22 protein-coding genes are annotated in these 24,513 nt (G+C 69.0%); 9 read left to right on the top strand and 13 right to left on the bottom strand.

The annotated features are described in order from the left end of the window. Nucleotides 1-193: 193 nt before the first annotated feature. Together cei and VHD82_RS22390 are read right to left on the bottom strand one after the other, a co-directional pair. On the bottom strand, nt 194-844 hold the full coding sequence (gene cei / locus VHD82_RS22395) for an envelope integrity protein Cei (protein WP_325707150.1): 651 nt from the start codon (nt 842-844) through the stop codon (nt 194-196). Then, complete coding sequence (locus tag VHD82_RS22390; protein ID WP_325707147.1) at nt 841-1,809, bottom strand: cytochrome c oxidase assembly protein; 969 nt, start codon at nt 1,807-1,809, stop codon at nt 841-843. The genes cei and VHD82_RS22390 overlap by 4 nt, the downstream gene beginning before the upstream one ends. Before the next feature lie 68 nt (nt 1,810-1,877). On the opposite strand from VHD82_RS22390, the gene VHD82_RS22385 reads away from it, so the two are divergent. Continuing rightward, nucleotides 1,878-4,115: a heavy metal translocating P-type ATPase gene (locus VHD82_RS22385; RefSeq protein ID WP_325707144.1), complete on the top strand. Its 2,238-nt coding sequence runs from the start codon at nt 1,878-1,880 to the stop codon at nt 4,113-4,115. 47 nt (nt 4,116-4,162) lie between these two features. Then, nucleotides 4,163-4,627 (top strand): nitroreductase family deazaflavin-dependent oxidoreductase, encoded by a 465-nt coding sequence (locus tag VHD82_RS22380; protein WP_325707141.1) that lies wholly within the window; start codon nt 4,163-4,165, stop codon nt 4,625-4,627. Nucleotides 4,628-4,664: 37 nt separating this feature from the next. On the opposite strand, the gene VHD82_RS22375 is transcribed toward VHD82_RS22380, so the two are convergent. From VHD82_RS22375 to VHD82_RS22345, 7 genes are all read right to left on the bottom strand, one after another. Further along, nucleotides 4,665-6,524 (bottom strand): cytochrome c oxidase assembly protein, encoded by a 1,860-nt coding sequence (locus VHD82_RS22375; RefSeq protein WP_325707138.1) that lies wholly within the window; start codon nt 6,522-6,524, stop codon nt 4,665-4,667. 10 nt (nt 6,525-6,534) lie between these two features. Continuing rightward, nucleotides 6,535-7,128 carry a DUF5134 domain-containing protein gene (locus VHD82_RS22370; RefSeq protein ID WP_325707135.1) on the bottom strand — a complete coding sequence of 198 codons (594 nt, stop codon included), beginning with the start codon at nt 7,126-7,128 and terminating at the stop codon, nt 6,535-6,537. Then, nucleotides 7,125-8,951, bottom strand: a complete 1,827-nt coding sequence (locus tag VHD82_RS22365; RefSeq protein ID WP_414637567.1) for a chloride channel protein — start codon at nt 8,949-8,951, stop codon at nt 7,125-7,127. The genes VHD82_RS22370 and VHD82_RS22365 overlap by 4 nt, the downstream gene beginning before the upstream one ends. A gap of 68 nt (nt 8,952-9,019) precedes the next feature. Next, nucleotides 9,020-9,466 (bottom strand): MarR family transcriptional regulator, encoded by a 447-nt coding sequence (locus VHD82_RS22360; RefSeq protein ID WP_325707129.1) that lies wholly within the window; start codon nt 9,464-9,466, stop codon nt 9,020-9,022. Nucleotides 9,467-9,707: 241 nt separating this feature from the next. Beyond that, nucleotides 9,708-9,932: a hypothetical protein gene (locus VHD82_RS22355; protein WP_325707126.1), complete on the bottom strand. Its 225-nt coding sequence runs from the start codon at nt 9,930-9,932 to the stop codon at nt 9,708-9,710. A 72-nt stretch (nt 9,933-10,004) separates the two neighbouring features. Next, nucleotides 10,005-10,208 (bottom strand): hypothetical protein, encoded by a 204-nt coding sequence (locus VHD82_RS22350; RefSeq protein ID WP_325707123.1) that lies wholly within the window; start codon nt 10,206-10,208, stop codon nt 10,005-10,007. Between the two features lie 595 nt (nt 10,209-10,803). After that, on the bottom strand, nt 10,804-11,517 hold the full coding sequence (locus tag VHD82_RS22345; RefSeq protein ID WP_325707120.1) for a hypothetical protein: 714 nt from the start codon (nt 11,515-11,517) through the stop codon (nt 10,804-10,806). A gap of 613 nt (nt 11,518-12,130) precedes the next feature. Between VHD82_RS22345 and VHD82_RS22340 the strand changes: the two genes are divergently transcribed. From VHD82_RS22340 to VHD82_RS22330, 3 genes are all read left to right on the top strand, one after another. Further along, nucleotides 12,131-12,397, top strand: coding sequence for a winged helix-turn-helix domain-containing protein (locus VHD82_RS22340; RefSeq protein WP_325707117.1), 267 nt, complete (start codon nt 12,131-12,133; stop codon nt 12,395-12,397). A 569-nt stretch (nt 12,398-12,966) separates the two neighbouring features. Continuing rightward, complete coding sequence (locus tag VHD82_RS22335) at nt 12,967-13,482, top strand: MauE/DoxX family redox-associated membrane protein (protein WP_325707114.1); 516 nt, start codon at nt 12,967-12,969, stop codon at nt 13,480-13,482. Continuing rightward, nucleotides 13,469-14,263, top strand: coding sequence for a DsbA family protein (locus tag VHD82_RS22330; protein ID WP_325707111.1), 795 nt, complete (start codon nt 13,469-13,471; stop codon nt 14,261-14,263). Before VHD82_RS22335 ends, VHD82_RS22330 begins: the two co-directional genes overlap by 14 nt. Here VHD82_RS22330 and VHD82_RS22325 read toward each other — a convergent pair. The 3 genes from VHD82_RS22325 to VHD82_RS22315 form a co-directional block, all read right to left on the bottom strand. Beyond that, the gene (locus tag VHD82_RS22325) at nt 14,260-16,680 is read right to left on the bottom strand and encodes a plasma-membrane proton-efflux P-type ATPase (protein ID WP_325707108.1); all 2,421 of its coding nucleotides are present in this window, start codon (nt 16,678-16,680) and stop codon (nt 14,260-14,262) included. The two genes, VHD82_RS22330 and VHD82_RS22325, sit on opposite strands and share 4 nt — an antisense overlap. A gap of 12 nt (nt 16,681-16,692) precedes the next feature. Further along, a complete protein-coding gene (locus VHD82_RS22320; RefSeq protein ID WP_325707105.1) occupies nt 16,693-17,130 on the bottom strand; it encodes a universal stress protein in 438 nt (145 codons plus the stop codon). A 689-nt stretch (nt 17,131-17,819) separates the two neighbouring features. Next, nucleotides 17,820-18,167 carry a hypothetical protein gene (locus VHD82_RS22315; RefSeq protein WP_325707102.1) on the bottom strand — a complete coding sequence of 116 codons (348 nt, stop codon included), beginning with the start codon at nt 18,165-18,167 and terminating at the stop codon, nt 17,820-17,822. A gap of 195 nt (nt 18,168-18,362) precedes the next feature. Between VHD82_RS22315 and VHD82_RS22310 the strand changes: the two genes are divergently transcribed. After that, the gene (locus tag VHD82_RS22310) at nt 18,363-20,351 is read left to right on the top strand and encodes an APC family permease (RefSeq protein ID WP_325707099.1); all 1,989 of its coding nucleotides are present in this window, start codon (nt 18,363-18,365) and stop codon (nt 20,349-20,351) included. 96 nt (nt 20,352-20,447) lie between these two features. On the opposite strand, the gene VHD82_RS22305 is transcribed toward VHD82_RS22310, so the two are convergent. Then, the gene (locus VHD82_RS22305) at nt 20,448-20,888 is read right to left on the bottom strand and encodes a hypothetical protein (protein ID WP_325707096.1); all 441 of its coding nucleotides are present in this window, start codon (nt 20,886-20,888) and stop codon (nt 20,448-20,450) included. Between the two features lie 359 nt (nt 20,889-21,247). On the opposite strand from VHD82_RS22305, the gene VHD82_RS22300 reads away from it, so the two are divergent. Genes VHD82_RS22300 through VHD82_RS22290 form a run of 3 tightly spaced genes read left to right on the top strand, consistent with a single transcriptional unit; the run spans nt 21,248 to nt 24,278 of the window. Next, nucleotides 21,248-22,495: a cation:proton antiporter gene (locus VHD82_RS22300; RefSeq protein ID WP_325707093.1), complete on the top strand. Its 1,248-nt coding sequence runs from the start codon at nt 21,248-21,250 to the stop codon at nt 22,493-22,495. 27 nt (nt 22,496-22,522) lie between these two features. Next, nucleotides 22,523-22,969 carry a CBS domain-containing protein gene (locus VHD82_RS22295; protein WP_325707090.1) on the top strand — a complete coding sequence of 149 codons (447 nt, stop codon included), beginning with the start codon at nt 22,523-22,525 and terminating at the stop codon, nt 22,967-22,969. A 16-nt stretch (nt 22,970-22,985) separates the two neighbouring features. Next, a complete protein-coding gene (locus VHD82_RS22290; RefSeq protein ID WP_325707087.1) occupies nt 22,986-24,278 on the top strand; it encodes an ArsB/NhaD family transporter in 1,293 nt (430 codons plus the stop codon). The last annotated feature ends 235 nt before the right edge of the window (nt 24,279-24,513 follow it).

Below are 24,513 nucleotides of genomic sequence, written 5' to 3'. Positions count from 1 at the left end.
AGGCAAATATTGGTCCCGTGGACCTGGCGGCGGCGCGGCGGAGTCCGGCCGGGCGACCGAGCACCGGCCGGACTCCTGTGGCAGGTCCTGCGGCAGATTTGGGAGGCAGGACCGGGACCATCGGGGTCCCCGGACATCATTCCCGATCGCCAGGCTGGGGAACCTTACGACTATCTTGCGATTGTCGGAGGCCTCAGCACTGACCAGGGTGTGCGTCCGCGAATAACTGCCGCGCGATCCGGGGTATGTCGCTGTCGTCGGTCTGCTGCCCGTCGACGTCGCGGCCCCTGCCTCTCAACTGATCCAGCACTGTGTGGCCGGCCGGGGTGGGTGCCAGGCGGGAGAATCGCTCACCGAGGGCGAGGGCGACCGTGGTATCGGATCGGTCGTCGCGGACCAGCTGGGCGCATGGCACCAGGAAGCTGAGCGTGCGTGCCGCCGAGGCGCCACGCGTACCGAATCGGATCTGACCGACGCAGGTCAACGTGCCGGCCGGGTACACCGTGTCCTCGCTGGGCGCAGCCGCCTCGCCGAATCCCCAGGACCGCAACTCGGCCGCGACACCAGTGGCCAGCATCGGTCGGGAGGTGGCGTTGACCACGCGCACTCGCACGCGTCCGGGTGGCGCTGGGGTGACCTGGTCCAGCGCCGTGTAGCCCACCGGTGCACCGGACTGAACCGTCGCAGGTTCGGGACAGCGAACCTGGGCGTTGACATCGTGCGCGCGACGGAACGTCTTCGCCCACACGATTCCGGCCACCACGACCAGCACGGTGATGAACACCAGCGCCGGCAGCGGCTTGCGGCGCCGATATTCCCGCCGCACGCGACGTCTGTCGTTCATACGCAGTCGTCACGAGAGGACTGGCGGTGTTCAGTCGAGGCGAGGCGGGCGAGCATGGCGTTGTAGGCGCACAGGGCGTCCTCGTCGTTGTCGATGTCCTGTGTGGATGCTGGGTCGTGGCCGAGTGCGGAGAGGCGGGCGGCTTCCAGCCACGGGCCGAGGTCGTTGCCTCGGTCGGGGGCGTTGACCCAGCGAGTGATGACGATGATCGCCACAGCGGCCATGAGCACGTCGCCACCGACCCACATCGCCGCGCCACCCCAGTGCAGATCCTCCACCAGGCCCGGCCCCCAGGTACGGCCGATCGCGGCGTAGGCGGGGAACGGTTCATAGGGCGTCATGAGCAGGGCGACGCCGACAACGGTGTCTACCACCATGCCGGCGAACACCATGATCAAGCCGAGCAACGGGGACAGGGCTGCCCGTGCGGGCGGGTCGCCGAGCACGGGCAGCAAAAGGAGATAGCCACTGGCGAGGTAGAGAACTTCCTCAACGGCGTGCAGGCCGGGATGGGTCAGCGCGCCCTGCAGGAAGGGGGTGAGGTGCGTGCCCGCGACGACCGCGGCGTAGAGCGCGAACGCGACGAAGGGATGGGTCACGACGCCCGTGATCCGGCTGCGCCCCACCGCCGCGAGCACGCGCCGGGCCCGACCCGCGGTGGCGGCACGCAGCAGCGACAGCGGCCGCCCGAAGATCACGAGCACGGGCGCGACGGCGATGAGCAGCAGATGCTGGGCCATGTGCATGGAGAACAGCACGCCGCTGTAGGCGTTGACGCTGCCGCCCACCGCGACACCGATCACCACGAGTCCAGCGAGAAAGCACGCCGTGCGCCACGTCGGCCACCGGTCCGCGCGATGAACGCCCCACAGGTACAGCACTACCGCCAGGCCGAGAAGGACGGCCGCCGCGACGGGCATGTCCCAGACAGTCACCAGCGTGTGCCACGTAAGGGGGGTGCTCACACCATGATTATTGCACTGAGCAACACTTGGTCCATGCGGTACGAGTTCGCGGCTGGCAGGAACGGCGCATGACATCCGTGGTGGAGACCCGGTCGGTGGAGCTGGCGATCGGGGGGATGACCTGCGCGGCGTGCGCGGCGCGGGTGGAGCGAAGGCTCAATAAGCTCGACGGGGTCAGCGCGCGGGTCAACTTCGCCACGGAGCGGGCCACGGTCGAGGCCGCCGTGCCTGTCGAGCGGCTGGTGGAGCAGGTGGAGGCCGCGGGCTACTCGGCGACGCCGCTGCGGCGCGACGACGCCGATCCCGCCGACCGGCAGGCCGCCGAGCGCGTCCGTGGCCTGTGGCGGCGGCTGGTGGTGGCGCTGCTGGTGGGTGTGCCGATGGCGGACCTGTCGTTCACGTTGGCGCTGGTGCCGTCGCTGCGGTTCCCCGGCTGGCCGTGGCTGGTGCTGGCGCTGACGGCGCCGGTGGTGGGCTGGTGCGCCTGGCCGTTTCACCGCAAGGCCATCGTGGCAGCGCGGCACGGCGGCAGCTCGATGGACACGCTGGTGTCGCTGGGGATCATCGCGGCGACCTGCTGGTCGGTCTACACGATGTTCTGGCACGGCACGGCGAGCCAGCCAACCGACGGAGTGTGGGGCCTGGTCTTGCGGCCGGGCGGGTCGATCTACCTGGATGTCGCGGTCGGGGTGACGATCTTCGTGCTGGCCGGGCGGCTGTTCGAGGCGAAGGCCAAGCGGAGTGCAGGCGGGGCGTTGCGCGCGCTGGCCGCGCTCGGCGCGAATGATGTCGCCGTGCTAGGCGAGGACGGCGCCGAGCGCCGGATCCCGGTGGACGCGTTGCGGGTGGGTGACCGGTTCGTGGTGCGGCCAGGCGAGACGATCGCCACCGACGGCGAGGTCACCGACGGCGCGTGCGCGGTGGATGCCAGCTCAATGACCGGCGAGTCGATCCCCGCAGAGACCGGACCGGGCGACCCGGTGGTCGGGGGCACGATCGCACTGGGCGGACGGCTGGTCGTGCGCGCTACCCGGGTCGGCGCGGACACACAGCTGGCCCAACTGGTTCACCTGGTGGAGCGCGCGCAGAACGAGAAGGCCGCGGTGCAGCGGCTGGCGGACCGGGTGTCCGGGGTATTCGTCCCGGTCGTGATCACACTCGCGGTGGGCACGTTCGCGGTCTGGCTGGGGCTGGCGGGGTCGCCGGAACGGGCATTCAGCGCCGGGCTCGCGGTGCTGATCATCGCGTGCCCGTGCGCGCTCGGCCTGGCCACGCCGACGGCGCTGATGGTCGCGTCCGGGCGCGGCGCGCAGCTGGGCGTGTTTCTCAAGAGCCTGCAGGCGCTGGAATCGGCCCGGGCGATCGACACCGTGGTGCTGGACAAGACCGGCACGCTGACCACCGGTCAGCTCACGCTCGCCGGTCTGGAGGTCACCGCCGCGGCGACACGAGAGCAGGTGCTGCGGGAGGCTGGGGCGGTCGAGCACGCGTCGGAGCACGTAATCGCGCAAGCGGTCGCCGCAGCGGCCCGCGCCGAGTGCGGCGAACTTCCTGTCGTGACGGGGTTCCGAGCGCTGCCCGGCCTTGGCGCGAGTGGTGTGGTGGAGGGCCGCGACATCCTCGTCGGATCAGTCCGGCTGCTCGCTGACCACGGCATCAGCCTGCCTGCTGATCTCGTAGAGACTCGCGAGAAGTGGGAGGCTGCCGGGCGCACCTGCGTGGCCGTGGCCGCCGACGGGGCGGCGGCCGGGCTGATCGCGGTCGCCGACACGGTGCGGCCCCATGCCGCACAGGCGGTGGCCGACCTGCACGCGTTGGGGTTGCGCACGGTGCTGCTCACCGGCGACAACGCGGCCACCGCCCGCGCGGTCGCCGCCGAGGTCGGCATCGACGACGTGGTCGCCGAGGTGCTGCCCGCGGACAAGGCCGCGGCGATCGAACGGTTGCGACACGAGGGTCGCGTCGTGGCGATGGTGGGCGACGGGGTCAACGACGCACCGGCGCTCGCCCGTGCCGATCTCGGGTTGGCGTTGGTCACCGGCACTGATGTGGCGCTGGGCGCGGCGGATGTGATCCTGGTGCGCACCGAGCTGGACGTGGTGCCGTGCGCGATCCGGCTCGCCCGCGCCACGTTGCGCACCATCCGCGGCAACCTGTGGTGGGCCTTCGGCTACAACGTCGCCGCCCTGCCGATCGCGGCACTGGGTCTGCTCAACCCGCTCATCGCGGGAGCGGCGATGGCATTCTCGTCGCTGTTCGTGGTGTCCAACAGCCTGCGGTTGCGCCGGTTCGGCGCCGCGCGGTGATCTCGTCCGGTACCCGATCCGTCCACCACAGAAAGCGAAGGACCCCGATGACGCTGTCCGATACGCTCGCCCGCCTCGGCGGCCGCGCCTTGCGGACCCGGCGGTTCGTCCGCGCGCCGATCAGCCTCTACCGGGCCGGCCTCGGCTTCCTGTTCGGCACCCGGCTGCTCATGCTGGAACACGTCGGCCGCCGTACCGGAGCGCTGCGCTATGTCGTGCTGGAGGTCGTCGACCGGCCCGCGCTCGACGAGTATGTGATCGTGTCCGGCTTCGGCGAGGCCGCCCAGTGGTACCGCAACATCCAAGCCCACCCCGGGGTCCGGGTCTGGTGCGGTCCCCGTCGCGCGGCAGCGGCGTCGGCTACGCCCATGACCGAGGCCGACGCCGCCGCGGCACTCGACCGCTACATCCAGAGCCACCCCGGTGCCTGGAAGAACCTGCGCGCCGCCATTGAACACGCGACCGGCACCCCCGTCGACACACTGCCCATGGTCCGCATCCGCCTGGACTAGCCGATCCACCCTTCCACCTGCCTCCGGCTATGCCGGTTCAGCGCCGCACGGCGATCTCATTCAGCACCCGGACATGGGCGTCCTCGCGGGAGTCCCAGCGGGCGACCAGCGCGGCGAGCACCACCAGTAGCGCCAGCTCACCGAGGATCAGCGCCAGCAGCCCCGCCAACCGCTGGTCGGCGTGCAGGTCGGGCACCCACGGCAGCGCCAGCGCCTGGTACATCTCGGCCGAGGCGGGCCCGTTGCCGATCACGCGGTGGATGCTCATCAGCACCGCACCGAACACCACATCGGCCGGCATCGCGGCCAGCAGCAGCCCCAGCCGCACCAGGTTCGGCAGCGGCCGCGGCGCCCGGTCGGCGCCGATCAGCGGCCACAGGAACAGATACCCCACGACCAGGAACCACGCATTGATCGCCATATGCGCCCAGTGGAACCGGGCGGCCGCGTCGAACAACCCGGTCAAATACAGCGCGAACGGCGAACCGGCGAACAAGGCCAGCGTCACCACGGGATGCGTCAGCGCCCGCAGTAGGCGCGACGTACCAAGGAGTTCAGCCCAGTCCCGCGGTCCCGGCAGGCCGCCCCTGGGCGGGATCGCCGCGCGTAGCAGAGTCAGCGGCCCGCCGAGCACCATCAGCGCCGGGGCCAGCATCGACACCAGCATGTGGCTGGCGATGTGCACGCTGAACATCGCCGCCGCGTACCGGCCCACCCCCGAGGACGTTGCCACCAGTAGCACTAGGCATCCCCCAAGCCAGGCCGCAGTGCGTCCGGCAGGCCACCGCTGGCTCAGCCGCCGCAGCCGCGCGATGCCCACCAGATAGGCAGCGGCCAGCGCCACGGCGAGCGACGCGAAGAACAGGTCCGGCCGCCAGTCCAGCGCCAGCCGCGCCAGTGTGGGCGGTCCGTCGAGGTCGTAGCCGAGCAGCGTCTGTCCAGTAGTGACGGCGCGGCCCAGAAATCCCGGCAGAGGCAGATGGGTCAGGTCCACCGACAGCGCCACCACGGCCGCCAGCGACACCAGTTCCGCGCCCAACAGCCCCGGCCGTTGTGTCGCGCGACGGCGCGTCGCGAAACCAGCTCCGCCGAGCGCGGCCACGATTCCGGCCTTCGCGCTCAGCAGCAGGCCGTAGCCGCTCGACCACCCGCCGGACGGGACGAGCACGACTGCCAGCACCGCGCCGGAGGCGACCAGCACCAGCCAGCACCCCATCGCCAGCCGCTCGTAGCGGTGCCGCGCCGGCCCGTCCAGCCGCCCGCGGCGCACCACCACCAGCAGGGCGCCCAGCCACACCAGAGCCGCCGGCACGTGGATCACCAGCGCGGCCAACGTCCAGTCGTGGCCCACATCCGACGAGCCATGCCCGGTCATCAGCGGCGGCAGCACCGCCAGCACCGCCAAGCCGAACAGGACCACGATCGGCTCCCACCGCAACGCCATCCCACACCCGACCGACACCACCACCAGCGCCAGACCGGTGACCAGCCACGCCCGCGGTTCCTCCATCGCCCCCAGCAACCCACCCAAGTGACCGACGACGTCGGGCAACGGCAGCCCCGCCGTGTCCGCGGCGGTGAAAGGCACCAGCAGCAGCGAACCCGCGCACCACACGATCGCCGCGCGGGTCGCGACCCGCAGTTCCCGGTACGCCTCGGCCGACACCCCGCCCGAGTCCCGCGGCCGGGTGCAGCCCACCACAAAAGCCAGCGATCCCAGGCACACCGCGGCGGCCACGTCCACCAACAGCCGCAGGACCGGCGTGCCCATCGCCACCAGCCGACCGGGGTCGGCGTTGCCCACGGCGCGGTACGGCGAGGCCCCTGCCACGACCGCTACCACGACCACAACGGCCAGGCCCACCACGAGCACGACCGGCCGCACCACGCGTGTCACCCGGACTCCCCTACATCGCGATCAGCATGTAGGCCATACTCGCCGCCATCACTGCCAGCGTGCTCAACACGATTGGCGACGAGTGCGCGGTCAACCCGACCGCCACCGTCGCCGAACCACCCGGCTCGGTGCCTGCCGTGCCGTCGGCGGGGACCGGGCGTAGTGCTGGTACCCGGCTCCACAGCCCCAGCGCCCAGGCCACCGCCTGCCCCGCCAGGTACACCACGAACACTCCGCTTACCGTCGGCGTCCGCACCGGTAGGAGCATGTACACCATCACCACCACATCCAGCGTGGACGCCACCCACAGCGGGTTGACCACCGCCTCCCGGCGCCAATGCGCCGCCGTGGTCGCGGCGAGCGCCACCGCCACGACGACGTAGAGCGCCAGCCCCGACCGGTACAGCGCCTGATGATCCATCCGCGGCAGCAGGTACATCGCCGCCATTCCGGCCGCCATGAGCGTGTGCCCGATATGCCACCAGCGCCGCTGCCCCCGCATGGTGACCACGTGCCTCAGGTGCGCGAAGGCCACCACGACCAGCAGCACCGCCCACACCAGACGCAGCCACTCCGGCAGCAGTGGATTTCGCATCATCATCATTGGGCGGCCTCCACGGAGGACCTGCTTGCCACGGTCCGACCATCGGACACAGTGGGGTGCAGCGCGTCGAGCACACTCTGATGGGTGATCCAGCCCGCCAACTCGTGGTCAGTGGAGAGCACGGGCAGCCCGGTACCGGGAGCGTTCGTCAGTGCGGTCAACGCGTCCGCCAGGCTGGACTCGCACGTCACCAACGGCGGCAGCTCGGCCAGATCCGAAGCGTTGCGGAAACCCAGGTCTGGCTCGTCACTGGCGAGGGCTTCGGCGACCGCACGGGCGGTGACGCACCCGTGGTAGGTCCCGTCCGCCCCGACCACCGGAAGGATCCCGTGCCCGGACACCGCGAGCGCGTGCGACGCCTCAGTCAGGACGGCGCCCTCCGGCAGTGGGTCGGGCAGCGATTCCATCGCGGCGGCCACGGTCGTGCCCGCCAGGCGCCGCGACTCGGGTGAACGCTCGAGGTCCACGCCGCGACGGCGGAGCTTGAGGGTGTAGATCGTGTCACCGCGCAGCAAGGCTTTGCTGGTGAGGGTGGCGACCACGATCGCCGTGAGCATCGGCAGGATGATCGTGTACTGGCCGGTCAGCTCGAACAGGATGATCACCGCCGTGATCGGGGCACGCGCCGCGCCAGCGAAGGCCGCGCCCATGCCGATCAACCCGTACACCCCGGGCGAGGCGGTCAGGCCCGGCAGCCAGGCGTGCACGGCGATACCGAACGCGGTGCCGCCCATTGCCCCGATGAACAGCGACGGCGCGAACACCCCGCCCGAGCCGCCGATCCCGATGGTCAGGCTGGTCGCGACGATCTTGCCGATCAGCAACAGGAGCAGGAACCCGAGCACATATTTGCCTTCGACCGCGTGTTGCAGGACCGGGTAGCCCACGCCGTACATCTCCGGCAACACCAGCAGCAACCCACCCAGTAGCACGCCGCCGACAGCGGGGCGCAGCCATTCCGGGCCGTGCCAGACCCAGTCGCAGACGTCTTCGATCCAGTAGAGCACCCGCGTGAACAGCACCCCGCACCCACCGACCACCACGCCCAGCACCACGAACAGCAGATACTCCACCGGGCTGCGCAAGGTGAACGGGGGCAGATCCAGGAACGCGGTGTTCCCGAATACCGCCCGGCCGACGACGGACGCGGTGACGCTGGAGAGGACCACGGCGCCGAAAGACTCCACCGCGAAGTTGCGCAGGATCAGTTCCATCGCGAAGAACGGGCCCGCGAGCGGTGCATTGAAGGTGGCCGCGATCCCGCCCGCCGCGCCGCAGGCCACCAGCACCCGCAACCGCGACTCCGGCAGCCGGAACGCGCGCCCCAGCGTGGACCCCAGCGCCGACCCGATCTGCACGATCGGCCCCTCACGCCCGACCGAGCCGCCGGAGCCGATGCACATCGCGGACGCCACCGCTTTCACGACGGTGACCTGCGCCGGGATCCGGCCACCCCGCTCCGCGACCGCGTACATCACCTCGGGCACCCCGTGCCCGCGGGCCTCCGGTGCGAACCGGTACACCAAGGGCCCGTACACCAGGCCTGCCAGCACCGGCACGATCAGCAGGAACCACGGCCCCAGCGCTGGAAACCACGGATGCGCCTGCCCGCCCGCGGCCGAATAGTCCGCGTGCCCGGAAAACAGGTGCGTGAACGTCGTGATCAACCAGCGAAACGCCACCGCCCCCAACCCGGACCCGGCACCGATCAGCACCGCCAGCCCCGCCAAGCCCGTCGAGCTTTCCCGCAGCCACCGCCCCACCGACTGGCGAGCCGGCACCCGCACCGCGGTCGTCCCGCGTTCGTACACACCTTCAGCCACCGTCACCGTTGCAGTATGCAACACTTGTCGTGAGCATTGATAGCGGTGGGGTGGTCAGGCGACGCGCGTCACAACCAGAGCGCCTCGGCCTGCTCATGGATCGAGGGCTCGGCACCGGCCTCGGCGAACGCGGTCAGCGCCCGCACCAGCCCCTGCCGTGTGGTGACCGCCATCCGGCCCACGATGCGCGCGATCTCGGCCCGCCGCCGTTGGGTCACCTGCCGCACCACGGCCGCCCCGGTCTCGGTGAGCGACACCACCAGCTCACGGCGCGAGGCCGGGTTCGCAGCCCGGCTGACCAGCTCCGCCGCGACGAGCCGGTCCACCATGCGCGTGGCCGTCGACGGATTGACCGCGAGATACTCCGCCAGCGTCACCAGCTTCAGCGGACCACGGCCCTCCAGCACGACTAACAGGCGGAACTGGGCGATAGTGATCGACTCGTCCACCTCGGCGATCGATCGCGCCGACACGGCCACCAGCAGCCGGGACGCGGTGAGCACGGCATCTGTCACTGCGTCGACATCATCGGCAGCCGGACGCTGGGCGGACCGGCCCGTACGGCCGGGTGTGGCGGAGCTTCGGGGCGGACGGCGAGTCATACCCCGTTTTTACCTGATCCCGGCGACCTGTGCCCTCATCAAGTGTTGCTCAGGGCGACTGTGTCCGGACTGGTACTCGGGGTGCTCACCAACCCGCTGAGCCTTGACCTGACCGAACACCTAGGAGGACGCATGGCCACGAGCGGGTCGACCATCACCATGACGACAGTGAGCTGATCATCAAATCGTCGGTGACCGTGGACGACGGTGATCCGGCGGCATTCACCCTCAAGAAGTCGAGCGGAGAGATCACCATCAATGACGCGGCCACCGGCACGGCGGTCGCCGCGATCGGCAGCACATCACGGCGAACGCGGTGAAGAACGGCGCCATCACGGTGATCGACACCTGACCGGCCGCCGCCCACCACGGTAGCCACCCCGAGGCCCTCCAGCGCTCGCCGCTTCCCGGGTAGCAGCGCCGAGGGGCCTTTCTTGCATGCGGCGCCCTGTTACGTCACGTCATCCTCCAGGCCAGCCGTTCGGCGAAATTCGCGAATACGTTGCTCAAGCTCGGCCAGGCCGGGACCGTATCCGGGGTCGTAGGCAGCGCGCGCAAGCTCCTCAACGGTGCGCTCTGGGTCGAATAACTTCTGCTTGGCACGCGCGAAGTGGTACGCGGCACCCTCGATTGCTTCTTCCCTAGTTCTTTTCATCGCCAGTCCTTCCGAAGCTGGAAAACCACGGACTGTTCGGGCTCCCGCCCGGCTTCGATCGCGGCGGCGGAACGGCGCGAGGAACCCGGCGGGGCAGGGCCGGCGCGCGGGGCCAGCATCGCGGGCATCGTGCGCGGCCATTGGCGTGTGGCAGCGGCGCGCAGGCAGCCCCGCACTCAGCGAGCCCGAACACGTGCCCACTGGAAAGGCGGATTCGCGTGGCGTTGTGCGGCTGCACCTGATGGCACAGCCAGCCGGTGAACACGCCTACCCACACGATGTGGGGCCTCCCCCGGCATCCCCGATGGCACGGAGTACAGCCGCGTAGCAAACCCGCCACCCACTGAGGATGATCTGGTGGTCGTCCCAGCGATAACCAGGGATGATCCCGGGTTCCTGAAGTCCGAGCACCCCAGAAGTCAGGTCGTCGTCGTCGGGCGCCGTCTCAATCGCATGGATCACCGTGTCGCGGCATGTCAACCACCCGTCCGTCACTGCATCGATCTCTAGCAACGGGTCAGTGGGGTCGAACTCGGGCAGCGGAATCTGGCGGATCGCGGCAAGCAGAGCGTCGCGGTTTCGGTTCGCGTCAGACCTAGTCACGGTGCGGCCACCACCGGGTCAGCAGGTCGATTCCCGCGTCAACGAGGGCGGGGTTGCGCGGATCAACAATGTGCACCTCGTGCCACCGCTCGAACCCGATCTTTTCCAGCATCACGCCAGCGCGCAGGCTCTCCAGCTCCGCCAGAACCCGGTCGTCGCACTGGTAGTCGGTGGGGGCTATTCTGCAGGCCGCGAGGCGGGCAGTTGGCGCCATGACGTGGAGCGCGCTCGCCAGCAGCACCCATGCCAGGCCGTGCCGACGCCACGGTTCGGCCACCTCGACGTGGCGAAGGACCACCATCCGTGGCGGCCCGGGGGTGATGCGCTGTTCAAGTTCGTGACACAGGCGGCCGGTCGCGGGGTCGATGACGGTTTCGGCGATGAACTCCAGCGCCCATTCCCCGACGGCCACGCCGTCCAGCAGGTTGTGTTCACCGCTGAGATCAGCGACGAGGAAATGGAGGTCCGCGACGTGCCGCTCGGCGTCGCCGCATACACCGAGCTTGAAGATGTCGGCGGACACATCCCACCGCTCGGGCTGTTCGTCCTCGTCGGCGACGTGCCACCACAGGCGACGGTGCGAAACGGACAGTTCGATCGACAGTGGGTTGGCAGGCAATGTGTCCATGCGGCTCACTCCCCACTGGTCCCACAGCCAGGGCACCCCTCGCTCGGCCACCTCACGTCCATCGCGCTCGCCGTCCACGGCCTCTGAAGACCGCACTTGGTGAGAAGGCAGATGTGGGCGCCGCAGTCGATGTGGCGGACGATCCGGTGCACGACGCCGTACAAGGCCAGCTCCGAGTCGGTGTCCCACTCGGCCTGTGTCATCGTCGCTCCCGAGTCGCTCTCGGCGTGTGGGCCCCCGGGCCATCGCGGGGGAGGGCATGACCCGGGGGCTATCGTCGACGCGCCCCTACATCGCGCCGACGAGCTGTGGCAGCGCCCCCGGCGAGATGGCGGCATCTGCCGGGGGCGCCGCGGCGAGCCACCGGCACCCGGGGGTCGGTCCGGCAGCTCGGGCCGGCGGGAGGGACAGATAGCCACCGGCCAGGCTTGCAGCTGTTAGAACTCGCGGTCGCGCATGGGCTTCCTATCCTCGCTCTTCGTGGCCTTGGTCTCAATAGGCCGATCCGGATTTTTGACTTCGCCGTTCTGATAGCTGAAACTGCTTCGACTTCCGAAGCTGTTCGCGACACTCCGCTCGATAGTCGCCGGCTGCGGTGCCAGTCTCAATCGGCCGTTCGCGTGAACGTACGTGCACGTGCATGCACGAGCTTGCTCGTTGACTCCATTAGTTGATCTTCTAGCGTCGCACCGTGGTTCCCGACGCCGACCCCGATGCCCAGATCGCGCGACACGCGCCGCAAGTGGAGTCTGTGCAGCTCGCCGCGATCCTCGCGGCCCGGATCAAGCGCGGCGACTGGAAGCCCGGGTGGCCGATCACCTCCGAGGAACGGTTGGCGCAGGAGTACGGCCTGGTCCGGAACACTGTCCGTAAAGCAATCAAGCTCCTGGTCAACGAGGGCTACGTGTTCGTTGCTCCGCGGCGAGGTACGTACGTCGCCGAGCACGACGACACTTAGGGCTGCGGGAAGCCTCCAGCAGTCATCGCCGCCCGGCTCGTCCAGCCACAGCGTGTGTTGGCCGCCGGATCCGACCGTCAAGCCGAACCGGTCCCAGCCAGGTCGGGCGAGATCGACCCAGAGTTGGTAGACGTTTGATGCTGCTCCACAGCGGGGTGTCACCGGCCTCGGTCACCGTGCGGTCGGTGAGGCAGACGCATGCCCATGAGCCGTCCGGTGCTGAGAGAAGGTCGGCGCGGCCGGCTGGTAGGTGTCGGGTCTGCACACGCTGCTGGCCAACCAGCGGGCGCACCCCCGGGTCTGGAAACGCCTCGCGCCCCCGCTCGGCTTCCCCACCAACCCCGCCGATCCGCGCTGGCCCGAGATTGCCACCACCATTCGTGCGGTCGCCTTCACCCCGCCACGCCACGTCAGCCGCCTAGCCCGAGAAATTGCGCCTCGCTTTGCCCCAGGAGGACGACGAGTCATCCCCGTCTTTCCCTCCCACGGCAGCCACCTATACTCTGGGCAACTGTTGCACACTGCGGGCATGTCGCGCACGCGGATCGGCCCTCGTGACAAGGATTCTCATGTGGACCATCACGCCACTCTCGCCGGTGGCTCGCGACACCGTCGGCCTAGTCATGCGACTGGGCCTGGCCGCGGTGTGGCTGGTGTCCGGTGCGATCAAGGTGGCCGATCCCGGACAATTCTACTCCGCCGTACAGGCCTACCAGCTCTTTGGTGCCGGCACGGCCAGCGTGCTCTCGGCCGTGCTGCCCTTCCTCGAACTGGGCCTCGGTGCGCTGCTCGTGCTCGGCCTCGGCACCCGGTTGGTGGCCGCGGTGTCGGCCGTGCTGCTCCTCGCCTACATCGCCGGCGTGGCCCAGGCGTGGGCGCGTGGTTTGGCCATCGACTGCGGCTGTTTCGGTGGCGGTGGCCAGGTGACCGCCGGCCAAACCCATTACGGCAGCGAGATCCTGCGCGACCTCGGGTTCCTCATCCTGGCGGCCTGGCTGCTCGTGCGACCCAGAACGCTGCTGTCGGTAGAGGGCTGGCTCACCGGCGACCACCTCGAAAGAAAGCGGGAACATGTCGACCTCTAACGCCCAGCGCAAGCGCCGCAAGGCACAACAGGCCGTCATCTCAGCGCGCCGGGGTCGACGCAACCGCGTCTCGATGATCATCGGCGTGGTGGTGGTCGTCGTGCTGGCTGCGGCCGTGATCGGCGGCGTGCTCTACCAACAGCACCGCAAAGCCGAAGCGGCCCGGGAGGTCATCCCGGTGGCCCACGCGTCGGGAACGTATCCGACTACCGTGGACCGTGCGGGCGCGATTGTGCTGGTGGGTGACGGGTCGGCGAAGGTCACCGTCGACGCCTACGAGGACTTCCTGTGCCCGATCTGCGGCCAGTTCGAACACGCCGATTTCCCCGACCTGGAAAAACATCTCGCCGCCGGTGACGTCAAGGTCCGTTACCACCTGCTCAACCTGCTCGACGACCGCTCCAACCCACCCGGCTACTCGATGAATGCCGCGAACACCGCGCTCGCGGTCGCCACGGTCGTACCGGAGAAGTTCCTCGACTTCCACTACAGCCTCTACCAGAAGCAACCCTCCGAGAACGGCCCGGGCTGGACCCAAGACCAGCTCACCAGCCTCGCCAACCGGCTCGGTGTCAGCGGCGCCGAATTCGACAACCTGATCCAGACTAAGACCTATGGCCGGCAGATCCAGCAGAACCTTAGCGCCGCCGAAAACGACAAATCGCTGTGGCAGACCAGCCAGCAAGGCAGCGGCTTCGGCACACCCACCATCGTCGTGAACGGCAAGCGCGTCGACTGGTCACAGCCGGGTTGGCTGGACAAGGCCGTCACCGCAGGCTAGGTCCGCCGGTGCCGGGCGGGACGACGCTCGAGCCACCCGTGGGTGGCGAGCTTGACGCGGTCCTCCACCACGAACCACACAAGGGCGTAGGCCCAGATCATGCCGGCCCAGCCCCACCCGAGCGGGGTCATGAGCATCCCGTAGACAGCGATGAACGTGGCCACGAGCTGGGTGCCGACGACGGCTGCGAGCAGCAGGTGCGCGGGCCGGGGGCGGGACCAGAAGGGGCCGCGGGTGCGGGTCACGAAGATCGTGAGGTGCCCGGACACGGACAGTTTGAGGTAGATCAGGGTGCGGATGAGATCCTGATTCATGCCGAGCACCGAGTGCGCGAGGGCGAACAGCAGGAATGTTTCCGCAACCCCCATCAGGCCCAGGGCGGTGGCGACGGTGAGCACGGTGCGCATGTCCCAGGCAGCGGGGCGGTCCGAGCCGCGGACCCTGTCGTAGGCGATGGTCAGGATCGCGCCGTCGTTGAGCAGCGCCAGCAGCACGATCATGATGGCGGTGACGGGGAAAAAGTTCATCGCCACGATCGCGAGACTGATCAGCAGCAGCACCTGGATGGTTTCGGCGATCCGGTAGGTGGCGTAGCTGGTCATCCGGGCGAAGATCTCCCGCGCCTGCCTGATCGCGTGCACGATCACCGACAGCCCGGGGCTGAGCAGCACCACATCGGCGGCGGCACGGGCCGCGTCGGTCGCGCTGGCGACGGCGATACCGGCGTCGGCCTGTTTGAGCGCGGGCGCGTCGTTGACCCCGTCACCGGTCATCCCCACGATGTGGCCACGCGACTGCAACAGCCGCACCAGCCGGTACTTGTGCTCGGGGAAGACCTGCGCGAACCCGTCCGCCTCCTCCACCTGGGCAGCCAACGCCGGATCCGCCGCATCGGTGCCGAGCGCCGCGCCGTCGACGATCCGCTCGCCGAGCCCGACCTGGCGGGCGATCTCCCGGCCGATGGCGACCTGGTCACCGGTGACCATCTTGACCTCGATGCCGAGCTCGCGTGCCGCGGTGACGGTTGCGGCGGAATCGTCGCGAGGCGGGTCGGCCAGCGCGAGCAACCCGGCCAGTCGCCAGGGCCCGTCGGATTCGGCGCGGGCGACGGCGAGCGAGCGGTACCCACGGGTGGCGAACTCCTCCGCTTGGCGGTTCATCTCCGCTACGGCCGGGTCCTCACCGCAAAGTTCGGCGATGACCTGGGGCGCACCCTTGCTGACCCGCCGCCCCCGGCCGTCGGCGTCGCGGAGGGTGGCTTCGGTGCGTTTGGTCACCGGGTCGAACGGCACGAACCGGACGATCTCGACGCGCGGCACCTCCCCCGCCGCGGCCAGCACCGCCAAGTCGATCGGGTCCCGATCCTCCGCACGGGAGGCTAGCGCCGCCGTGGCGAGCAGATCACCGATCCCGACGTCCGGCACGCACCACTGGGTAGTCAGGGCAAGCGCGTTCTGGGTAAGCGTGCCGGTCTTATCCGAGCACAGCACATCGACGCCGCCCAGCTCCTCCACCGCCGGGAGATGGCTCACCACCGCCTGCCGGCGGGCGAGCTGGCGGGCCCCGACCGCCATGGTCACCGACAACACCGCCGGCAAGGCCACCGGCACCGACGCGATCGTGACCACCAACGCGAACGTCAGGGTGTCCAGCACCGGATTGCCGCGCGCCAGCGACACCACGACGGTCACGGCGACCAACGCCAGAGCCAGCACGATGAGGTAATGCCCGATCCGCAGCACCGCCCGCTGGAAATGGCTCACTGTGCCCGCGGTCTCCACCAGCGCCGCAGTGCGCCCGAAATACGACGCCGCGCCGGTCGCGTACACCAGCGCGTCGGCCTCACCGCGCACCACCACGGACCCCGAATACAGCACCTCACCGACGCGGCGAGTGACCGGCAAGGACTCCCCCGTCAGCGCGGACTGATCCACGGTGAGCGACACGTCATCGAGCAGCCGCGCGTCGGCGGGCGCCACATCGCGCAGTCGGACCCGTACCACATCGCCCGGCACCAACTCCCGCACCGCCACGCTCAACCAGCCACCATCGCGCAGCACCCGGGCGGTCGCGGCCAGCCGCTGCTTGAGCGCCGCGATCGCCCCAGCCGCCTGGTGCTCCTCGGCGAAGGCCACCACACCGTTCATCGCCAGCAGCACCCCGATGATCACCGCGTCGGTCCAGTGCTCGACGATCAGCGACAACACCAGCGCGACCTCGATCATCCACGGGATCGGCCCCCAGAAATACCCCAGGAACACCAGTAGCGGATGGCGGCGACGCTCGAGAACTTCATTGGGCCCGTAGCGCGCCAACCGTGCCTGCGCCTCAGCGGTGGTCAGCCCGCTTCGAGACGTGCGCAGTTCGCCCAAGGCCGTAGGCAACGGCGCCGCCGCCAGGTCCTGGGTGCTCTTCACCGCCCGTCTCCTTCAGGCTCGGCGTGGGCGAACTACCACCACGGGACACTCGGCGTGATGCACGCAGTGCTCACTGACCGAGCCCAGCAGCATCCCCACTGCCGTGCCATGCCCCCGGCTGCCGACCACCAGCAGATCGGCATCGCGGCTTGCCTCGACCAATACCGTGCCGGCATGGCCCCGCGCCACCCGCGACGTCATGGCCACCGAGTGGCCGCCCTCCGCAACCTCGCCGAGCGCCGTGTCCACGGTCTTGCGCGCCTCCGCAGCCCAGTCGACATCGTCATAGGACGGTGCATAGCCAAAGGTCGCCGGTATCTCCCATGCCGTCACGGCAAGCACTTCGGCTCCCGTCGCACGGGCCTGGCGCACCGCCCACCGCAGCGCGTCGATACTTCCCGGTGACCCGTCCACACCCACGACGATCACCTCGGGCGATTTCCGGACCACTGGCCAACCTCCTCACTCACGGCAGCACTCCGACCCTCGATGACGCACCCACTCGCCAGCAAGGGACGTAGGGCCCCAACCCCGATGGCCGTTGTGCCCTCGGACCCACGTGGCCCACCCGCGCCACCGCGCATGAGACCGGCCATCACGACAGTCGTCCAAGTAGTTGATCCTCCACTGTGGACACTGGGAGATCGCGCCATTAGTTGTTCGCCGAACCGCGATTCCGATGACGAATCGAGAACACCGTCAGGTCGGCGAACAGCCTGCGCCGCAACGCTCGAGCGATCAGAGCGTCGGCGCGAGCTCGCTCAGCCGGTCCGGGCCCCGGCACGAGGTTCCGCATACGGCACGCCGCGCGCAGGCTCTTGACCCCGATTGACGCCTGCGGAAAGCATCGCATAGTGCAATAATTGTCCTGGCGCAGTCGTGGAAGTTGTGATGGCAGCTCAAGACACGGTCCCGATATCGCGACGGTCCGTGGACCCGATATCTCTGGATGGGAGCCGCAACCGAGGGCCAGCTGATGCCGAGCCTGCCCAGCGAGCTGGTGTTCCTGCTCCCAGTGTGGCTGATGACCGACGGCAAGCATCGCGCCGAGCGCCACTGAAACGCGCGACGCATTCTGCGCTCATGGTCATCATCTTCGTGCCCGCCGACGCCCGCGGGGCCAGCGAAATCCCCGCGAGTCAGGCGTCGGCCTCGGGCGGGCCGTAGAGGTAGCGCTGGTAGATCGTCACCCACACGTCGAGCTCCTCGAGCTGTCGCGCTGCCTGCCGCCCGCTGTCGGTCAGCTCGAACCGTGCCGAAGCTTCCGGGCGCGCGTCCCAGGTGCCCCGTACACCGCACCGGGCGACGAGCTGATGCGCCGCCAGCACCCGCAGCGCGGCCTCAGTCGCCCGCCGTCTCGCCCGCGCCAACGCCCGTAGCTCGCTCAGCGATAGCCGCCCGATCGCCAAATATTCGATAAGGATGATCGCCAGGGGACAGGACAGGAGGTCGGCCAGGACCGGGTCGAGGTCGCCCTCGTGAAACATCAGGCTCTGGCCACCTTCGTTGTATCGAGCAGAGGGTGCGTCGGGAGTTCGTCCACAAGGTAGGTACACCCGCGCGGGGTTTCGTGGTGTTTGACACATCCCTAACGGCCTGTGCCCCCGCGGACCGCAAGTTTTTGACGGAATTTTGATGCCTCGCTCCCGGTGGTCAAGCGGAGGCTTACCTACTCTGCGGTCGTGCGATCTCCGACCTCGGTACTCAAGCGGCTGGTGCTCGGCCGCCCGTTCCGCAGCGACCAGCTGCACCAGGAGCTGCTGCCCAAGCGGCTGGCACTACCGATCTTCGCCAGCGACCCGCTTTCCTCGGTCACCTACGCCACCCAGGAGATCCTCCTGGTTCTCTCCCTGGGCGGGATCGCGCTGCTGCACCTGACACCCTGGGTCGCGCTCGCCGTGGTGGTGCTGCTGATCGTGGTGGTGCTGTCCTACCGGCAAGTGGTCCAGGCATATCCCAGCGGCGGCGGCTCCTACGAGGTCGCCTCCCACAACCTGGGGCCCACCGCCGGGCTGGTGGTCGCTGGCGCGCTCTTGGTCGATTACGTCCTGACCGTGGCGGTGTCGGTCGCGGCTGGAGTGGACAACATCATCTCCGCGGTTCCGGAGCTCAACTCCTACCGGGTACTGATCAACATCGTGTGCATCGCGCTCCTAACCGCCATGAACCTGCGCGGAGTACGCGAGTCCGGCCGCGCCTTCGCGGTCCCCACTTACGCATTCGTGGCCGGCGTACTGATCATGGTCGCGGTCGGGCTGATCCAGGCCGTACTCGGGCACGCCCCGGTGGCCGAAAGCGCACATTACGACATCCACGCCGAACAGGTCGGACTGTCCAGTCTGGCGCTGCTGTTCCTGTTGCTGCGGGCCTTTTCCTCGGGCTGCACGGCGTTGACTGGGGCGGAGGCGATCTCCAACGGGGTGCCCGCGTTCCGCAAGCCAAAGGGTCGCAACGCCGCGCGCACGATGAGCGCAATGGGCATCCTGTCGATCATCATGTTCAGCGGCATCACCGTGCTGGCCCTGGTCTCCCAGGTCAAGATCGCGGAGAACACCTGCGACCTCGTCGGTTTCGCCGGCAACTGCGAAACCGACGCGCAGCGTACGGTCATCGCGCAGATCGCCGCCGCCGTGTTCGGCGGCGACCACAGTGTCGGCTTCTACTACCTGCAGGCCACCGCCGCGCTGATCCTGATCCTGGCGGCGAATACCGCGTTCAACGGGTTCCCGCTGCTCGGCTCGATCCTCGCCCAACACCGGTACCTGCCCCGGCAATTGCACACCCGCGGCGACCGCCTCACCTTCTCCAACGGCATCATCCTGCTCGCCCTCGTCGCCGCCCTGCTGATCTACGTGTTCGCAGGCTCCACCACGAAGCTGATCCAGCTCTACATCATCGGCGTATTCACCTCCTTCACCCTCTGCCAGGCCGGCATGGTCCGGCACTGGAACCGCGAACTCCAAACGGCCACCACCTCGGCCGAGCGGCGACGCATCCACCGCGGTCGTGTCATAAACGGGTTCGGTGCCTGCTTCACCGGGGTCGTCCTGGTGGTCGTGCTGATCACCAAGTTCGGCCACGGCGCCTACCTCGTGGTGATCGCGATCCCGGTGTTGTTCGGGATCATGGTCGCTATCCGTCGCCACTACCAGCGCGTCCGCGAGGAACTTACCCCGGACGAGGCCAGCGCATTGCTACCCAGCCGGGTCCACGCGGTCGTGTTGATTTCCACCCTGCACAAGCCCACTCAGCGCGCAATGTCCTTCGCCAAAGCCGCTCGGCCGGACACGCTGACCGCGATCACCATCAACGTGGATGACGCCGAGACCCGCGAACTGCAGCGGCAGTGGGAAAAGTACGGCATCAAGGCGCCGTTGAAGGTGCTCGAATCCCCGTACCGCGAGATCACCCGCCCGGTCCTGAACTACGTCAAGAACTTGCGCCGCGACAGCCCCCGTGACGTGGTCTGCGTCTACATCCCCGAGTACGTCGTCGGGCACTGGTGGGAAAACCTCCTGCACAACCAGAGCGCATTGCGGTTGAAGGGCCGACTGCTGTTCGAACCCGGCGTTATGGTTACCAGCGTCCCCTGGCAGCTGCGTTCCAGCGACCGTCGCGACCTTGAGCGCGCCGACCGCGTTCCCGGCGACGTGCGCCGCGGCATCCCCTAACGGTTGTCCACAGTGGACCCTTGACCCACTGGTGGCGAGGCCGGTGATGCGGCGCCAGTGATCAGCTCTCAGGGTGGCCCAGGCCGAGGGCCGTGTTCATAGTGCGGGTCTGTGCGAAGTGGAGGGCTTCGAGGTCGTCGGCGTGCCGGTGCGGAGGTCGACGAGTTCGGTCACGCGGGGATCCAGCTGCGGCACCGAGGACGCCGCGCTCAGCGCGGTGCGGACGGTCGCGGATGCGGTGGCGAGAGCGGCGTGATGGGCGCCCAGGCGGGCAGCGGAGATGGCCTGCGACCCGGCGGGGGTCGCGTGGTCGCGCCGTGCGATGACGGTGGGGAGGACCGTCGGGACCCGCAGGGGTCCGCTGATACAGCGTCTCGACCTCGTCCCACCGTTGTGCCGGGGAGGACCGGTCGCGCGGGCGGTCGCCGCGCACACCGCCAGTGTCACCTGGAAGACCAGGTCGGCCAGCACGGCGATGCCCTGGAGCCGGCCGGTGTCGGCCGGCTCGCTGATCAACGTCGGATCCAGTTCGAACACCTCGAGCGCCCGCCGGCAGGCGCACGCCAGCCCGGAGAGGATCTCCCGGGCCCGGGCCTGTCCGGGATTGTCTCCGCACTAGCGGTCGAGCTGGCTTTCGCAGCCTGCGGCCGCGCCGACAAGCTGTTGCCGGGCATGCTCGGCCGCTGTCGGGATGCTCGTCACCGCCCCAGTGTCGCAAACACAGGGGTCATGCGCGGCGACGCTGATCTTGTGACGCTCGCCGGCATGACGGCCTGCCGGTTTGACCTTGACACGATCTTTGCGGCATCTTTACGGGCGGCGCGCCGGGAAGTCTGGTCGGCACCCCGTCTCCGAGGTCCGGGGCCGGGTTGGGCGGCTACAGCGGGAGTGTCCTGGTGGCGTTGGTTCTCGCATTCGGCGTGGTGCTGCTGATCAGCGTGTCCCTGTCGGGGATCGCGGCCCGCACGGTGCTGTCCACGGCGTTGCTGTTCCTGCTCGCCGGCGCCTTGATCGGGCAGGGCGGGTTTGGACTGATCGCCATCCACCCCACCGATCCCCTGGTGAGCACGCTGGCGGACATCGCGCTGTTCACGGTGTTGTTCACCGACGGGCAGCGAGCGAGCCTGCCCGCGCTGCGGGAAAGTTGGCGGCTCTCGGGCCGGGCACTGGGGCTGGGCATGCCGCTGACCATGGTCGGGATCGCCCTGCCCGCGCATTTCCTCACGGGCTTGGACTGGCCCACGGCCCTCCTGCTGGGCGCCATTCTCTCGCCGACCGATCCGGTGTTCGCCTCGGCAATCGTCGGGCGCGCCGACGTGCCGCTGCGGCTGCGGCGGCTGCTCAATCTCGAGTCCGGGCTCAACGACGGGCTGGCGCTGCCGTTCGTGCTGATCTTCCTGGCCACCGCAGCGCACGAGCAGTCACATCTGGGCACCGTGGCGATCGAACTGGTCGCGGGCCTCGTGCTGGGGATCGTGATCCCGGCCCTGGTGGCGCTCGCGTGGCGGACACGGCTGCTCACCGCGGAGCCTCGGTTACAGGCGCTGGGGCCGGTGGCGATCGCGGTGCTGCTGTACGCGACCTGTCACCTGACCGATGCCAACCCGTACCTGGCCGCGTTCGCGGCCGGGGCGACACTGGCGACGCTGGACCGGGTCGCGGCCGAGCATTTCGAACCCTTCGGCGACCTGGTCTCGGAGATCACCAAATTCGCCGCGCTGCTGGTGTTCGGGGCGCTGATCACCCCCGAACGCCTGTCGCACCTGACCCTCGGGGGCTGGGCACTGGCCGTGGTCGTGATCGTGCTGGTGCGCCCGGCGGCGATGTTGCTGTCGCTGCTGGGTACGCCGCTGTCGAGGCGTGAGCAGACCACCGCGGCGTGGTTCGGGCCGAAGGGCTTCGCCTCGGTGGTGTACGGGCTGCTGGCGCTGCAGTCCGGCATCGCCGACGCCGAGACCGTGTTCGACCTGGTCGCCGTGACGATCGCGCTGTCGATCGTGCTGCATTCCTCCACCGACGTACCTGTCGCCCGTGCCCTGCGGGTCGAACCACACGACAACCTGCCGACCGGCACACCCGACCAGGACAACGCGGTCGTGCCCCCTCAAGAACACGACAAGAACGATCAGGGAACGGGGACATGACCGACCGATTCGCCGTAGGCTCGCGGTATGCACGCATCACAGATGGCCGAGGAATTCCCCGTGGTCACGGTGGACTCCGACGCCCTGGAGGCCGTCCAGCTGCTGGCCGACCGCCGGCTGCCTGGCATCGTGGTCACCGACGAGACGGGGTGTCCGTGCTCGATCCTGCCGGCTTCGCAGGTGGTGCGGTTCTTGGTGCCCCGCTATGTGCAGGACGACCCGTCGCTGGCCGGGGTGCTCTCGGAGTCGATGGCCGACCGGATCGCCGACAAGCTCGCGGGCAAGACCGTCAAAACCCTGCTACCCGACGACAAGACCGAGGTGCCCACGGTGCAGGCCGACGACACCATCGTCGAAGTCGCGGCGACGATGGCCAGGCTGCGCTGCCCGCTGGCCGCGGTGGTGGCCGGCCGCGACCTGGTCGGAGTGATCACCGCCTCCCGCCTGCTGGAACTGGCACTGGCCCCGCGCTGACGCCTGGGGCGGTGCGATGAGCACCGTATTCGCCATCACCGTCTTCGTACTCGCCTATCTGCTGATCGCCACCGAACGCATCCCGAAAATGGTCGCCGCGCTGGCCGGCGCCGGGCTCGTGGTCGCGTTCGGCGTGGTCGGCTCGGACGAGATCTTCTACTCCCACGACACCGGCATCGACTGGGACGTCATCTTCCTGCTGTTCGGGATGATGGTCATCGTCGGGATCCTGCGCCGCACCGGCGTGTTCGAATACACCGCCATCTGGGCCGCCAAACGCGCCAAGGGCTCCCCGCTGCGCGTGATGATCCTGCTGGTGCTGATCACCGCGGTCGCGTCGGCCTTCCTGGACAACGTCACCACCGTGCTGCTGATCGCGCCCGTCACGCTGCTGGTCTGCGACCGACTCGGGATCAGCCCGGTGCCATTCCTGATCGCCGAAGTCCTCGCCTCCAACATCGGCGGCGCCGCCACCCTGATCGGCGACCCGCCGAACATCATCATCGCCAGCCGCTCCGGGCTGACCTTCAACGACTTCATCGTGAACATGGCCCCGATCGTGGCCATCGAACTCGTGGCCTTCACCGTGATCCTGCCGTGGCTGTTCCGCGGGTCGTTCACCGCCGACCCGCAGCGGGTCGCGGACGTGATGGCCCTCAACGAGCGCGAAGCGATCCGCGACACCCGGCTGCTGATCAAGTGCGGCGTCGTCCTGGCCGCGGTGTTCGCCGGGTTCATCGGGCACTCGGTGTTCCACCTCGAACCCTCGGTGGTGGCGCTGCTCGGGGCGGGGGTGCTGGTACTGATCTCCCGGACTCGGCCGCGGGACTACCTGGCGAGCGTGGAATGGGAGACCCTGCTGTTCTTCGCCGGCCTGTTCGTCATGGTCGGCGCCCTGGTCCACACCGGGGTGATCGGCCAGCTCGCCGAACTCGCCGCGACGGCCACCGGTGGCAACGCCCTCGTCGCGGTGATGCTGATCCTCGTGGTGTCGGCGCTGCTGTCCGGCGTGATCGACAACATCCCCTACGTCGCCACCATGAGCCCGCTCGTCGCCGACCTGGTGCAGGGAATCGGCAATCCCACCCATGCCGAAGCGCTGTGGTGGTCGCTGGCCCTGGGTGCGGACTTCGGGGGCAACCTCACGGCCGTGGGAGCCAGCGCCAACGTCGTCATGCTCGGCATCGCCAAACGCGAAGGCGTCCCGATCTCGTTCTGGGAATTCACCAAGAAGGGGGCGATCGTCACCGCCCTCACCATCCTGCTCGCCGCGCCGTACCTGTGGCTGCGCTACTTCCTGCTGTCCTAGAAGGCCATGGCCGCGATACCCTCACCCCAGTCCCGAGCACACAACGAAGTGGCGCCACACCATGACACAGCTGCTGCCGACCCTCGCGCTGATCGCCGCGTTCCTGCTGATCACGCTCACACTGCGGGCAGCCCACAAGCGGCACCTGCCCCGCTGAGGCAGCGCTGCGCGATGCAGGCGCAAGCGCCGTCATCGCAGCCTTAGGGCGACATTCCACCAACTCGTGGTTGAGAAC

It is taken from the genome of Amycolatopsis sp. (assembly GCF_035546795.1).
In the GTDB taxonomy this organism is placed as follows: Bacteria; Actinomycetota; Actinomycetes; order Mycobacteriales; family Pseudonocardiaceae; genus Amycolatopsis_E.
This window is presented reverse-complemented; position numbering and strand designations above follow the sequence as displayed.

Coding starts and splice junctions, on each gene's coding strand:
- VHD82_RS22335 (WP_325707114.1), top strand. CDS start 12,967: ATGTGGACCATCACGCCACTCTCGCCGGTGGCTCGCGACACCGTCGGC.
- VHD82_RS22295 (WP_325707090.1), top strand. CDS start 22,523: ATGCACGCATCACAGATGGCCGAGGAATTCCCCGTGGTCACGGTGGAC.
- VHD82_RS22370 (WP_325707135.1), bottom strand. CDS start 7,128: ATGATGATGATGCGAAATCCACTGCTGCCGGAGTGGCTGCGTCTGGTG.
- VHD82_RS22385 (WP_325707144.1), top strand. CDS start 1,878: ATGACATCCGTGGTGGAGACCCGGTCGGTGGAGCTGGCGATCGGGGGG.
- VHD82_RS22380 (WP_325707141.1), top strand. CDS start 4,163: ATGACGCTGTCCGATACGCTCGCCCGCCTCGGCGGCCGCGCCTTGCGG.
- VHD82_RS22290 (WP_325707087.1), top strand. CDS start 22,986: ATGAGCACCGTATTCGCCATCACCGTCTTCGTACTCGCCTATCTGCTG.
- cei (WP_325707150.1), bottom strand. CDS start 844: ATGAACGACAGACGTCGCGTGCGGCGGGAATATCGGCGCCGCAAGCCG.
- VHD82_RS22330 (WP_325707111.1), top strand. CDS start 13,469: ATGTCGACCTCTAACGCCCAGCGCAAGCGCCGCAAGGCACAACAGGCC.
- VHD82_RS22350 (WP_325707123.1), bottom strand. CDS start 10,208: ATGAAAAGAACTAGGGAAGAAGCAATCGAGGGTGCCGCGTACCACTTC.
- VHD82_RS22315 (WP_325707102.1), bottom strand. CDS start 18,167: ATGTTTCACGAGGGCGACCTCGACCCGGTCCTGGCCGACCTCCTGTCC.